Annotated in this window: 13 protein-coding genes and 2 pseudogenes; 6 read left to right on the plus strand and 9 right to left on the minus strand. The window is 58.5% G+C overall.

Annotated elements, in window-relative coordinates:
* Positions 1-167: 167 nt before the first annotated feature.
* From AC3ANU_RS20785 to AC3ANU_RS20815, 7 genes and pseudogenes are all read right to left on the minus strand, one after another.
* Entirely contained in the window at positions 168-623 is a 456-nt protein-coding gene (locus AC3ANU_RS20785; protein ID WP_254703476.1) for a hypothetical protein, read from the minus strand.
* Positions 624-832: 209 nt separating this feature from the next.
* Complete coding sequence (locus AC3ANU_RS20790; RefSeq protein WP_371818265.1) at positions 833-1,327, minus strand: RNA polymerase sigma factor; 495 nt, start codon at positions 1,325-1,327, stop codon at positions 833-835.
* 272 nt (positions 1,328-1,599) lie between these two features.
* Positions 1,600-2,412: an IS3 family transposase gene (locus AC3ANU_RS20795; RefSeq protein WP_463961819.1), complete on the minus strand. Its 813-nt coding sequence runs from the start codon at positions 2,410-2,412 to the stop codon at positions 1,600-1,602.
* A gap of 38 nt (positions 2,413-2,450) precedes the next feature.
* Positions 2,451-2,777 carry a helix-turn-helix domain-containing protein gene (locus AC3ANU_RS20800; protein WP_217509425.1) on the minus strand — a complete coding sequence of 109 codons (327 nt, stop codon included), beginning with the start codon at positions 2,775-2,777 and terminating at the stop codon, positions 2,451-2,453.
* A gap of 60 nt (positions 2,778-2,837) precedes the next feature.
* A pseudogene (locus AC3ANU_RS20805) lies at positions 2,838-2,939 on the minus strand (hypothetical protein); the annotation flags it as partial.
* A gap of 430 nt (positions 2,940-3,369) precedes the next feature.
* The gene (locus tag AC3ANU_RS20810; protein WP_223995547.1) at positions 3,370-3,849 is read right to left on the minus strand and encodes a DUF5956 family protein; all 480 of its coding nucleotides are present in this window, start codon (positions 3,847-3,849) and stop codon (positions 3,370-3,372) included.
* 471 nt (positions 3,850-4,320) lie between these two features.
* On the minus strand, positions 4,321-4,593 hold the full coding sequence (locus tag AC3ANU_RS20815) for a hypothetical protein (protein ID WP_488316069.1): 273 nt from the start codon (positions 4,591-4,593) through the stop codon (positions 4,321-4,323).
* 264 nt (positions 4,594-4,857) lie between these two features.
* On the opposite strand from AC3ANU_RS20815, the pseudogene AC3ANU_RS20820 reads away from it, so the two are divergent.
* The 3 genes and pseudogenes from AC3ANU_RS20820 to AC3ANU_RS20830 all read left to right on the plus strand — a co-directional run bounded on the left by AC3ANU_RS20820 (position 4,858) and on the right by AC3ANU_RS20830 (position 7,605).
* A pseudogene (locus AC3ANU_RS20820) lies at positions 4,858-6,286 on the plus strand (IS1380 family transposase).
* A gap of 483 nt (positions 6,287-6,769) precedes the next feature.
* Positions 6,770-7,249 (plus strand): hypothetical protein, encoded by a 480-nt coding sequence (locus AC3ANU_RS20825; protein WP_223995545.1) that lies wholly within the window; start codon positions 6,770-6,772, stop codon positions 7,247-7,249.
* 8 nt (positions 7,250-7,257) lie between these two features.
* The gene (locus tag AC3ANU_RS20830) at positions 7,258-7,605 is read left to right on the plus strand and encodes a hypothetical protein (protein ID WP_223995543.1); all 348 of its coding nucleotides are present in this window, start codon (positions 7,258-7,260) and stop codon (positions 7,603-7,605) included.
* A 205-nt stretch (positions 7,606-7,810) separates the two neighbouring features.
* Here AC3ANU_RS20830 and AC3ANU_RS20835 read toward each other — a convergent pair whose 3' ends face one another.
* Both AC3ANU_RS20835 and AC3ANU_RS20840 read right to left on the minus strand, forming a co-directional pair.
* The gene (locus AC3ANU_RS20835) at positions 7,811-10,051 is read right to left on the minus strand and encodes a tyrosine-type recombinase/integrase (protein WP_488316070.1); all 2,241 of its coding nucleotides are present in this window, start codon (positions 10,049-10,051) and stop codon (positions 7,811-7,813) included.
* Between the two features lie 157 nt (positions 10,052-10,208).
* Positions 10,209-11,390 (minus strand): tyrosine-type recombinase/integrase, encoded by a 1,182-nt coding sequence (locus AC3ANU_RS20840; protein WP_223995538.1) that lies wholly within the window; start codon positions 11,388-11,390, stop codon positions 10,209-10,211.
* A 220-nt stretch (positions 11,391-11,610) separates the two neighbouring features.
* On the opposite strand from AC3ANU_RS20840, the gene AC3ANU_RS20845 reads away from it, so the two are divergent.
* The 3 genes from AC3ANU_RS20845 to AC3ANU_RS20855 all read left to right on the plus strand — a co-directional run bounded on the left by AC3ANU_RS20845 (position 11,611) and on the right by AC3ANU_RS20855 (position 13,143).
* Complete coding sequence (locus tag AC3ANU_RS20845) at positions 11,611-11,862, plus strand: hypothetical protein (protein WP_488316071.1); 252 nt, start codon at positions 11,611-11,613, stop codon at positions 11,860-11,862.
* A gap of 212 nt (positions 11,863-12,074) precedes the next feature.
* Positions 12,075-12,401: a hypothetical protein gene (locus tag AC3ANU_RS20850; RefSeq protein WP_223995536.1), complete on the plus strand. Its 327-nt coding sequence runs from the start codon at positions 12,075-12,077 to the stop codon at positions 12,399-12,401.
* Between the two features lie 154 nt (positions 12,402-12,555).
* Positions 12,556-13,143 (plus strand): beta/gamma crystallin domain-containing protein, encoded by a 588-nt coding sequence (locus tag AC3ANU_RS20855; RefSeq protein ID WP_223995561.1) that lies wholly within the window; start codon positions 12,556-12,558, stop codon positions 13,141-13,143.
* The last annotated feature ends 27 nt before the right edge of the window (positions 13,144-13,170 follow it).

Here is a 13,170-nt window from a genome sequence, read left to right on the forward strand (position 1 = left end):
AATGTGCGAGCTCCACTTTAGCGGCTGGCGTCGGCTGTTCGAAGAAGTCCCCGTCCCACTCGGACGGGGACTTCTTCGTTAAACTCTTGCGCGTTTAGGGGTCGGGTCCTTTACGGCGCGATGAACGCGGCAGGCTAGCTGCTTCTCATGGCGAGCCTATGGCTGTATCAATTGTTGTTGCGGACGAGAAAGTTCGGCGCCTGTCGGCTCCAGCCGGCCTCGTTCTTCACTGATTCCAAGCTGCTCTCTGCAGCCGCAGGAACCACCAACCAGCCTGCCTCAGTTCTATCCGGGGACTCGATTTTGAGGCCGTAGGACTCGAAGCTCTTCAACAGGGTGCATCCCAGCGATTTGCTTTCCCCTCGGGCATCGACGGGAATCATGCAGATCGTCTTGCCGGCAGCGGCGCCATTTATGGTCTTTTCCGGGGCGGGGGCACCGTAGTACCTGATCGTTGCGCTGTGTCCCAGGAGCCTGGTCTGTGTCGGATCAATACCCGTATTGGCTAGAACCGGCAGGGCTCCGGCAGGCAGCTTATCCACTTCCTGCTGAGCCCTGGTCAGTGATCCGATGATTCTCGAAGCGTCTTCCGATCGGTCCTCGGGCGTCAGAGCCAGTGCCAACGCACCAAGAACTAACCCACCAGCGAGAGCGCCGGCGCCGATTCGCAGACCCAGTCGTTTCCGAGTGCTTGCTGATGAATCTTGCGGTCGCAGGTGTTGAAAATGGGACCGCTGACCCGGAGCATGCTCGCGGTTCTTTACTGCCTCCGACATTTCTATTAGCTGCTGTCGGAGCGCATTACTGCGGTCAGTCTGAAACTGTTGCGGTCTCACCATGTTCTCCCCTCGTGAAGTGAATGATCCGTTCGTCGCTGGGGCGAGGTCAGTTTCCCGTACAAAGCACCGAGCCTGGTCTTCGCGCGGTGCAGGCGGGATTTCACGGTTCCCTCTGCAACACCGAGGGCCGCGGCAGCCTGCCGCAGGCTAAACCCCTCAATTACACACAAAGTGATTACGTCGCGATCCTGCACTTTGAGCCGCGAGAAAGCATCCCGCAAAGCCCTGGCCTCCGCTTCACGCTCCTCAGCATCAACAACTTCATCGGCGACATCCGCTGTCAGGGCCGGTGGCGGAAGCTGGTCCAAAAACGCCCTGTAACGTCTTCGCTGGCGATTATGATTCCGGATCGTGTTACTTGCCGTGACCAGTAGCCAGGCAACTATGCTGCCGTTCACGATGCGCACGTACTCCCGCCGGCGCCAGGCTTCATAGAAGACGATGGCCGTCATGTCCTCCGCAGTATGGGCCGATCCAACGATCCGCATCGCATGCGTGAGCACCCTGTCCCGATGACGATCGAACAGGGCCCCGAATGCATCTCCATCACCGTTGACCGCGAGCAGCCACAAGGCCTCATCCGTGTCATCTGATCCCCCACTCATACTTCATAGTGTCCGGATCATCGGAATGGTTCCATCTTTTTTGTAAGAGAAGATGCTGAGGACAAATCAGGCTGCCGGCAGTCCCCATCAAGCTGCCGGAGGTCGACCCGCTCACCTGACTTGAAGTCGTCCCCTAGGGATGGCTGCGAGTGGACTTATGCCGCCAGCAGCTGAGCACGATACTGTACCGGGCTCAATCCCTTGAGCTTCGTGGAAATTCTTTTGGTGTTGTACCAGCGGATGTATTCGTGCAGCGCTGATGCGAGTGACTCGGTGTTGAGGAATCGGACCCGGTGGTAGAGCTCTTCCTTGAGGTGTCCGAAGAAGTTCTCCATGACCGCATTGTCGTAGCAGTTGGCTTTGCGGGACATCGATTGGATGGCGCCCGCATTCTGCAGGAGCAGGCGCCAGGACGTGTGCTGATACTGGAATCCCTGGTCGGAGTGCACGAGGGGTTTCTGTCCGTTTTCCAGCGTGGCCAAGGCGCCGCGCAGAGAGGTATTGGCCAACTCCAGGTTGGGCGAAGTGCCGATTGTGTAGGAGATGATCTGGCGGTCAAACAGATCCATGATCGGTGAGAGGTATAGCTTCCTGTCACCGACGCTGAACTCGGTCACATCGGTGACCCATTTCTGGTTTGGGGTATCCGCCTCAAACTGCCGCTTCAGCAGGTTTGGGGCCACAACGCCTTGCTCGCCTTGGTAGGAGTTGTACCGCTTCCTGCTCCGGACCTTACAGTCCAGACGCAGGGAACGCATCAGCTTCAGGACGCTCTTCTTGGCGACCCTCCACCCTTGCTTGCCCAGCTCAATGTGGATCCGGCGGTGCCCGTACCGGCCATGGTTCTTTGTGAAAATCTCCCTGATAACAGCCTTCAGGGATGCCCGCGGATCGGGGCCATTGAGTCGGGACTGGTGGTAGAAGAACGTGGACCGGGCTAACCCGGCTACGTCTAGGAGAACTTCCAACCGGTGCTCAGCCTTGAGGGCGATGACAGCGCGAACCTTTAGCGCCGTTCCCCGTCCCTCAAGGCGTTTACTTTTCCCAGGAAGGCCACCTCTGCGCGCAGGCGTTCGTTCTCGCGGCGCAGCCTCTGCAGCTCTGGTTCCGGCTGCGCGGGAACCTCCGGGTTCTTCCTTGGCCGGCCTTTTGGTTTCGGGCGCAGGCCTTCCTCGCCTTGAGCCCTATATTGCCCTGCCCACACTGTGATCAGGTGCGGCGACGACAGCTCAAGCTCCTTGGCTAGAGCTACCCTGTTCTCGCCGGAAATATAGCGCTGCACAGCATTGAGCTTGAACTCGAACGAGTACAGCCGCTTCACTGGTTTGGTCACAAGAGCAGTATCTCCGCGAACACGCCACCTGTCGTATAGGCGGAGGACTGCTTTCGTACCTACTCCAAGCTTTGTTGCGACAGCTCTGGTACCCCAACCGCGTTCAAACAGAGCCACTGCGGCCTCGCGCTGCTCTACAGATAACGAACTGCCCTTAACCATGAAACTGCTCCCCGAGAGTCAGAACTGAATTTTCAGTCCAACTTTCGGGGAGCAGTTCAGTGTGCCGGCCCTGTCTGGTTTCCCTCTGCAAAGGAAATCTGCGTTTCAGCGTAGCTGAATTACTGGTAGTGCTGCCACGGTTCAGGATCGTCGTTGTTCCTTGTCCCGCGGGGAAATGGTTCTTGGGGTTGTGTCGCGTTGAGCGGCGGTCCGCCGCTGGTGAGTGGCTGCTGTGGTGTGTCCTGGCGGCGGACCGCCCCACTTTTAGAGGTTCCTGGCCGACCTCTTGGTGCGCGGTGCCTTGCCGGGCGGTTGTGCTGGCCGCCCGGCAAGAGGTCGTTCTAGGCGGCGTTAGTTGTCGTTTCTTTGCCGCTGTCGATGATGATTTGTTCGGTCTCGGATGCGGTGTAGCTTCTCCGGACTAGCGCAGTCAACGGTCATCGCCCTTTCGTCGTTGGTCTGCGTCCGTCCCCTCTGGAAGGGAGTACAGCGCAGCTATGACTTCCTCGATTAGGGGGCGCCAATTTCTAGGATGCGGATGACTGGGTGGTTCAACCGAGTTGATAGCGGCGTGGACCTCGCGGTGAAAGGTGTGGGCAGACTCGTAGGCATCCGGCACGCGGAGAAACCAACGATAGCCTCTAGGCCTCGCGGGGATCCCAGCATCAGCCAAATATGCATCTACGGAGTCATCCACGATTTGGCGGTCGGTTTCGGTAAACGGCTCATCGAAGTGATCAGTGGCGTCACCTCGGGCCCGCGTCGTTGAAACAGTGCGACTCGCGTCCGAGTTCGGATACCGACGCAGATTTTGTGGTCCGGCGGCCCAAGCGATCAGGGCGTCCCAACCCGTCTCGTCCAACTCGGCCCAACGGTCAGATGGCTCAGCTATCGCGACGCTCTCCCACATGGACTCCTCCTGTTGTTAGATCCGCTCTCCCACATGGACTCCTCCTGTTGTTAGATCTCTGGGGTTATACATCAACTTCCTTTGACGTATAACCCCAGACTCGCATCTATTAGAAGTAGCAGTTCTGCGTCCCTGGGCAGTTAAAGGAAAGCGTCGCAAGATTGGCGGCCCTGTACGTAGGGTAACCGGTTGGCGTGAACAAAGTTTGGAAGGCTCCGTGGTAGTAGTTGCTGTTGCTCAAGTAATTTCCGTATACGGTGCTGTAGTCATAGCGCCAAGTCGGTGAATACGTCGTTAGCGTTACGTTAGGCAATCCATGATTTCCACATACGATAGGAAATGCCGTGTTTTCGATGCATTGCACTTGGGTGGATGAGAAATATAGCTGCGGCCCGTTGTCCCAAATGCCGACCGCCCTCCATTGGGCCGAACGACCGTTCAAATTCGTCCTGAGGATTGCGTCGTAGTTGCCTATAACTCCATACTCATTGCCATAGGCCGCATTACCTTTAGTCTCGGATATATAACTGCTGATATTTCGATGGCAGATAGTGCCAAACTCGCACCAACTATCGTAATCGTCTGCCGCCTCTTCACGAGTGCGAAGACATGGGCGAGTTCGGGAGAGATGAGGAGTATCCGTTCCCTGTCGGTCTTGGAGGGGACGATCTGAAGAAGTGGAAGCGCCTCCCCGGTTTCGGGAAGTCGGTAAATGGAGAACGCATGAGTGGTGATCTCGACCAATTCCTCGATCCTTACTCCTGTCTCGTTCAGTGGATTGCCACCGCTGACGGACGCGTTCCCCTGGCAGTCCGCTACGACGACGCAGAGCGTGTCTACAGCCCGCCCCTACCGCACCTGTTCCAGTTACACACCGGAAGCGAACGCCGAGGCTTTTCATGAGGCGCTGTTCCTGGGCGCGTGTTTAAACAGGGGAAGGGTGCTCTGAGCTGGGAAAATAGTGGTTGTCGAGACCGTTATTCTGCCGAGCGAAGGAGCACCCTTCCGGTGTCTAATCTTAGCCGTGTTTTCCCGTCCGTCCCGGTCTCTTTCACCGGCCAGTCGCTGATCTCCCACTCCGGGGTGAAGGTCCTTACCGGCTTCATGGACGCGCTGGGATTTGGCAGGCTGTGCGAGGAACGCCTCGGCCAGTTCGTTCCTCCCGGCGCGAAGCACCGCTGCGGCAAGATCCTCGGTTCCCTGGCCGCGATGCTCGCCGCCGGCGGCGAACACGCCTCGGACCTGGACATCCTCAGGTCATCACCCGGGCTCTTCGGTCAGGTGCCCTCGAACGCGACCGCCGTCCCGGTTCTTCGAACGCACCGTGACCAACCCGGAGCTGTTCAGCTACGGCTTTGAAACCCTCACCCGGGAATTGCGCACCCGGGCTTGGGACGCCGCCGGGAACCGGGACCCGGCCCTTTCCGCGACAGCCGCGGATCCGCTTATCGTCGACATCGACGCGACCCTGGTGACCTCGCACTCCGATAAGGAAAACGTCGCCGGCACCTACAAAGGCGGCTACGGGTTCGCCCCCTTTATCGCCTCCTGTGACTACGGCACAGGCAACGGCTCCGGGGAAATCCTTGCCTGCGTGCTGCGCCCGGGAAACGCCGGAGCGAACAGCGCCGAGGACCACATCCGGGTCTTCGACACCGCCATCGCCCAACTGCCCGAAAAGTTCTTCGACAACACCGGGGCACTGGCCGGGGAGAAGGTTCTGGTCCGCACCGACAGCGCCGGCGCGTCCAGGAAGTTCCTCTGGCACCTGCACAGCCTCGGCGTGCAGTTCTCCACCAGCTACACCCTCCCGTTCGGCAAGGCCCACATGATCGACTGGATCACCGACAAGCAGTACTGGCAGCCGGCCGTGGACCAGCACGGGCACGAACGCACCGACGCGTGGGTCATCAACGCCACCGACGTCATCCCGCTCACCGATTACCCGCCGGGCACGAAACTGTTCCTCCGGGCCGAGCCGCTGCACCCCGGCGCGCAGCCGAGCCTGCTCGATACCGACGGGCACCGCATCACCGCGCTGCTGACCAATTCACCGCGCTGGCACGGACCATTCCTCGACGCCCGGCACCGCGCCCGCGGCAGGTGCGAGAACCGGATTAAAACCCTGAAAAACACCGGGCTGGGAAAACTGCCGTTCTTCGATTTCGCCGCCAACCAGGCCTGGGCGAACCTCGCCGCCCTCGCCTTCAACCTGGTCTCCTGGGTCCAACTCGCCGCCCTCCCGGACGGCCATCACGCCAAGGCCTGGGACATCAAACGCTGGCGCTACCGGGTCTTCTCCATCGCCGGGAAAATCATCACCCGCGCCCGCCGGAACCAGCTGCTGCTACCCGAGTCAGCGCCAGAAAGGGACCTTCTGAAACTACTACTGGAGAACACCGGCCGCCTCAAACAACTCCTGCCCGCTCCCGGCTGAACCGCGGCTGATCGTGTCCCGACGACCAGCACACAACCGGAAGTGGAACCGGCGCCAAGCCCGAGGCGAACCAACGGGCCACACCAGCCTGCCCGAAAACAGAAAACAATCACCGATCAACCAGCCACTCAACGCAGCGACCCTCACGCACCACTATGAAAAATCGGGGTTAGTACGCGCTACTTCACCTGATCGATATATACGCCGGCGGAAGAGATGCTCACAACTGTCTTTGATGCCTTTTTGCAAAAGCATGCCTATTTGAAGAAGAGATGCCCGCGCGCCTACCCCAATACCCTTGGCTGTTCTATACACAGCCCCACAGCGCCAATCCTTTATCTAAGGTCTTGAATAATCCTATGCGCCAGCCCTAGACTCATCGCAACCGGCTAATCCCCGGGGTCTCAAGTTGGGGGAATGATCACTTCTACTGCTCTGTTGGGCTGCCATAAACCGGGAGGCCTTACGAGTTGAGGTTTGATCATGAGAATGAAAATTGGGGGAATAATGAATTTTGTCCGTAAAGCACTACTTGTTCTTGCGACTATGCTGGCCTTATTCTCGGTCGCTGCACCGAGCTATGCTTCCACCACCTTGCCATCGCCTTCGCCGTCGCTCAATAAAGAAGAGCCGGACAATGACCAAGCCAGTCCGTCCGGTCTGTGGTGGCCAGAGGTTGACGTCTATGTAGGGTGCTCCGGAAGTTCTTTTGCATACAGCGGCGCGGCATGGGACCTTCAGGGCGGCGCATATTATGAGACTTGGTGGTCCGTAACCTTCCCAGACGGCACCGGCGAGTACGACAACTGGCCCCGTCAGACGCTGCAAGCGAGCAGCAGCGGCTTCCTGACCACTTCCACGTTCTACGCGGCCAATCATGGATCGGGTCGTTACACCGCAACGATGTACCTTAAGAAGGACGGAAGCGAAGTAGGACGGCATACAACGGAGTGCTACAAGTGAGGGTCTGAATGAACAGTCAGGAATACAGGGCAGGCGAAACAACCTACGGACCACTTGAACTGAAAAGCATCTGGAAGCGTCATGAACTAAGAAATTTCGATCTCATGGTGATATTGCAGGTCTCCGGAGGTGAGCACGCAGCCCAACGCATTCTTCGAGATGAAGAAGTTTCTGCGGAAGACAAAGCATCTCTGGCCATTGCCAACGACTTAGCCAAGCAGAAAGGTTATTTACCTTTGTTTGATTTGGCTGATGATGGCGCTGAAGTATCCGAAGGTCAGCGGGCGGAGCTAGAAGAGTTTTTCGAGTCAGAAGAATGGGAGACCAGAAATCAAAGCAGCACGCGCAGCCCCTGACAGGGTGGCTGCGTGAACTCTGAGCATGAAAAGGTCCCCGGTTGAACCGGGGACCTTTTCATGCTCTTCACATGTCCCGGGTCTGCCGGTTGCCGCGGGCAAGGAGCCCGTGGCCAGACGCGTGTAACCGGCAGGAGGGGAAAATTGATTCCCAATCGGCCCTGGGAAGATCAGACAGCGTTCGGCCGTGCCAACTAATTACCCGTTAGCGACGGACAGCCGGGATACCCAGGTCTACCTGTCCGCGCTGGACAGCACTGTGAGCGTCGGCGCGTTTCTGTTTGAGGAACTGAACGGTCAGTTCGATGCCTTCTATCTCCCCCAACCACCCCTTCGTCTGAGCGAGCTCACGTCGGGCCCTCAGGTCTGAATGGATCTCGTCGAGCCGACCGAGCATTCCGGGGTCGACTTGGAGCATGGGACAGCGAATACAGGCGTGTTCATGCTCGCAGGGGGTGGCGTAGGGGCGTGCACAGTTCCCGAGCTCGACTTTCCGTTTGTCGAAGTGTTCTTCGAATTCAGCCCATTCCGTATCGGTTGGAGATTTGTATTCCCGGGCTGGACGCGCGGCGCGCCGCTCGGCGAGGTGTTTTTGGTAGTGCCGGACCACGTCTTCGCGGAAGACGGTGACGTAGCCGTGGGTTGTTTGGATATCGAGGTGTCCCAGGAGTGCGGCGCCGATATGGATAGGCAGACCGTTATTGACCAGGTCCGTGGCCAGTAGGCGGCGGAAGTCGTGCGGTGTGAAGCGGCAACCACCCAGCTCGGGATGATCGATGGCGACGGCTTCGCTGAGTTTGGCCAGTTCATCACGAAGCGATCCGGCGTTGATCACTTCGGTGCGTTGTCCGATGGTGCGCTGGAAGAGGAACGGCAGCGGCTCGCTAGTGACTCTGTCGTAGGGATTGAATCGAGTCGCCAGTGGCACGCCTTCCCTGTTCCTGGTCAGGCGTCGAATGATCGTGGCGATGACGTGGAAAAGGTCAGGGGTCATGGGGATGACGCGTTCCCGATCATTCTTTGAGGGAGCGACGACCAAGAGTGCGACAATTTCGCCGTTCGGTCGGATGTATTGACGGATGCTCAGCTGAGACAGTTCCAGCAATTCGTCGCACCGAAGGCCGGTGTGCCTCAAGGTCTCCACGGCTGCCCACTGCCAAAAGACGGCGTCCTCGGTGAATGTCACGTTGATCTTGCGGTTGGTGGATAGGTCAAGCACGCGGACGTTGGATACTCCGTGGAAGCGGCGGTGCCTGGCGTCTCCTTCGGTGTATAGCCGTTGATACTTCTTCCCGCCGATGGTGATGACCTCGTCTTTGCGGGTTTCGGCGGCCACTTTCAGAAGTTCCTGGAAGTGATCTTTCCGTTCTGTGGCAGCGGCGATGAAAGCCGGGAGTACTGGCTGGAGGAGGCGGATTCTGGAGTCCATGCGTTCTTTTGCCCGGCGGGCCGCTTTGCCCGCCGTCCGGGTCTCTCTGCCAGCGATCGGGCAAGGCGCTACCCATCGGGCCCAGTGTTCGGGTTCTTCGGCCGCCCAGCCCTGCAGGTCGAGATAGAAGGCCCTGATGTTCGTCATGATGGCTTCGAGCTGAAGGCGTGGTTTTCCGTCGCGGCGGAGGGCCACCACGGCGCGCCAGCTTTCGTAGTCCGTTTGGGAGATGATGAAAGTCGCCTGGCCAGGGTTGATCTGTTGGAGACCGTTCCAAAACTTTCCGCAAATGTCCGCTGCAAGGTCGCGCAGGGTGGCGAAGTCTATGTCGTGGCTGCGCCGGGTCAGGTAAGCAACGAAGACGTCGCGGATGTCCGGGTTGATGATGTTATGTTTGTCGACCAACTCAGCCGGCGTCTGAGCCGGGGATCGCATCGCCGCGCGGAGAGTTGGCGGGACCTGGGCAGGAAAGTGCCCGGATTCGGACATCACCCGCCAGGCAAGGTAACCGACGTGCGTCTCATAACCGCCGCCCCATCCCCCTTCGCGCGTGGCTACGGCGTAGTGAAGTAACGCCTCCGCGCTCAGGTCAGCGAACCGGATTCCCTGCGTCGTAAGTGCTGATGCCACATCCATCCGAGCGCAGCGTTTGAAGTGGTTGGATGTGTCCTGTTGTTCAACGAGGGCAAGGAAGCGGGCGAGATCGGGATCGTTTTGTGCTTGCTCAAAATGCTCGTGGTAGCGGACGAACGAGTTGATTTTGAAGGCTTCCAGCGAAGGGCGAATGACACGTAGACAGCACAGGAGCATCAGCGAATGTCCGAGTTCACCGTCAAGACGGAAATTTCCGGTGGCCAACTCGCGCATCTTGCGGTGACCATCGTTGAATCCTGACGAGATCCATTTCTCCTGCCAGGTCCGTCCGGAGTGTCTTACGAGATAAGACAGCAGCCATTTCAGCCCGTGATGGCGCAGTGATTCACGTGGCTGACTGCGTGGCCATATCGTGTCGGTCAAGGCGATGATGCTCTCGGGACTTGCGGTGTCCAGATCACCGCGAGGCCATGGCGGAATTTCCGGTCGCGCCGCCGGAGCAGCAATGATGACGGTCTGGTTCCGGGTTCTCCCGGGAACAGCTGCGTTTACCGGCCGCTGTTGTGGTCGTTTAAGGGCCTTAGGCACCGAACACCACTGAGAAGTCGTCGGGATCGTAGCCTGGGGTCAGCGTTGGTTGGGGCCGTGGGGATGCCATGTGCTCTTGTACTTTTTGGAAGACCTCATCGATCCGAGGCCGTAGATAGGGAGTCATCGAGGAGACTTGTCGGTGCCGGCTGACGGCCATGATTTCAGGCAAGGTCAGATTAGGGTCAGCGACCATGCGATTGATGGTCGTGTGTCTGAAGTCATGTAGTGACCAGTCCGTGCCCAGCACTGCGTTCACCCGTTGCAGCATTCGGCGGGCAGCGTGATACGTGAGCGGCCGCGGTTTGCCATGGAGTGCACGCCAGATTAATTCATCGGGCCGTGGACTTCCGTGCTCGTGGAAGTACATGGTCAGATACTGCAGGGATTCCGGTGAGACAGGCACCGGCTCCAGGAGACGGGATCCTTTTGATACGACCCATACACGTTGCCCGGCCCAGTCGATCTGATCGCCGTGGACGCCGAGCAGTTCACTCGCGCGGGCTCCGGAGGAGACATACATACTCACCAGGGCACGATCGCGGTTGGTCCGCAGAGCCTCCATCAAATCGTCGAAAAGGTCATCCGGGATGGAACGGGGCAGCCATTCGGACTTCTTTTGCCGCAGAGGAGCCCGATTTTCCCGTGGCGCTGTTGCGATCCGGCCTCGGTGGACCATGCGCCTCCGGCCGGCAGCTTCAGGGACCGGGTTTATCAGGGGTCCACGACCGAAGCGTGCGTGGTAGGAGTAAAAAGACGAGATTACCGAGAGGGCGTGATTGATAGTTGCCGGTGCATAGCCCCCGGCCAGGGGACGCTTACCGGTGCGCGAATTCCTGCCCCGGCTACCGGTCCTCCGCCGCTGAGGGTTCACTGCGGACCGCATCCATCCCACGAGGACCTCGACTTCGGCGCGGGTCGCCTGCTCCCATCCACTGCCGAGCAGACTAAGAACGCGCCACCACCTGAGCAGGTCATTGCCATAGGAGCGGACGGTCAAAGGGCTCATATCGCTCAGAACGAGATCCCGGAGGAACACTGAGAAGTCCTCGATCTCTTGCCCTTTGTCGTCGATGACGACGTAGGGCAAGAGGCCGTCCGTTCTTGGGACCACGGCGCCTATTGCCAGTAGGCCAGTCCGTCCCTCGAGCAGTTTGAGCCGCACGTCGTCCATGAGTACCACCTCTCCGGAGAACCCTGATCCAGACTCTACGATGAAGTTCAGTTAACAGGACAGATTCCATAGCCTTGTTGTTGGCGATCAGGGTCTTCCGCTCGGCTTTCTGTTCCTCGGTCATCGGGCCGGACTGTGCTTGGCGGCCGCCGTCGTAGCGTTCGTGGCGCGGGGTGAAACCGAGCTCCTTCCACCCGTTGATGGCAGGTTTGGCGGAGTAATGGCCTTGCCAGTTGCGCTGGAGGACGTAGGCGTTGGCGTCGTCCTCGGTGGCGGGTTCGCCGTCGGCCCGGTTCGCGGCCGAGACGTACAGGGCGTCTTCATCGGCGTAGTGGCCTGCGTCCTCCAGGACGGTCTTCCCTTGACCTTCGAGTTCTGCGATGAGCGCCGCGCGGGCGGCGGCGATGTCCCGCTTGTCGCGCAGGCGCTGGGTGACGTGCATGAGCATGTCCGGTTCGTCGGCGAGGACTGATTCTAGTTCCTCGGTCGCGTCTGGGTCGTCTTCAATTATGTGGACATCTAGCCGGAGTCAATGGCGACGTGTTCCAGATTCACTTTCAGCAGCCTAAGCATTGGGCCATGGTTTACCCTCTGCATGAGATGCGCGGGGGGGAGTTCGTAGAACGAAATGTGTTACTTTTTACTTTACTGACTCAGGGAAGTCAGAGATTTGGGGGAATCAAGATGAAGAAACTCAAAGCATCCGTGTCCATGGTGATTGCTGGTGGCTTTCTGATGGCAGGCGCAGCCGTTGCCTACGGTGCGCTTGAACCTTCTGCGCCATCGAAGTCTGCTTCTGTGTCGGACCGTGAAGCTCATCCAGAATGCTATGACGAAGCCAAGGCCAACGATCCTAGTGACTTCTGCTATAAGACAATCGGTGAGTGGAACAGCAAGCGCCTGACGGCGGATGACGTTAGGTCCCAATTTAGCAGCCAAGAAATGGCCAAAAACGGGATGAGTCCGGAAACTATCCGGCAGTACTACCCGGAATACACTCCCGCTCCTTAAGTATCGGCCTCGCGGCCAAGTATGGATGTCGTAACGACTTACGCGGCATCCATACTTTCGCGCGCCACAAAATCCAAAACATAATATTAATGGGGGAATAGTGCGAAATATTCGCAAATCATTAAGGCTCACTGGGGCTCTTCTCGCCGTGCTCATGAGTACCGGTCTGGTCGCGGCGAACGCGTCACCGAAGAACAAAGCAGACCAAGCACCGATTGTGAGTTCTTCATCAGGGGCCATCGTCTACGGAGGTGAATCAGTCGCCAGAGAGACGATCGACGGCGGCCAGGTGATCACGCCCGAGAACAGCCGGCTCCTCTCGGCTGAGGAGGTCCGCAACGCCTTCAGTGTCAAAGACTTTGTTCTGCGCGGCTCAAGCCTCAAAGAAATCCAAAAGTACTATCCGGAAACAACCGCGAATGAGGTCAAGCGCATCGAGCGCGAAGCGTCCTCCACTCCGACGCTCATGATCACGAATCCAATCTGCAACAACGTGGATTTCTATAGCATCGTCCGGGCAGGCGATAACAAGGAATATTGTTTTGCAAACGCGGGGACGATGAGTTTTTACATGCCCGGGATCTATAAACTTTGCCCGGGAAACAACAACGGGCATGTTTGGTACTACTCGGGCTCGCTGGGCGCTTATTATGCCAGCCCGGACCGCGGCCCCGTCTGGCCGAGAGACACATGCTTCTTCTTCAGCGGAAATGTGGATGTTTGGAGCGTAACGATTAACTAGTCCCTTTTCCTTGCCCGAAGGCATGGA

It is taken from the genome of Arthrobacter sp. SDR-2R (genome assembly GCF_057747955.1).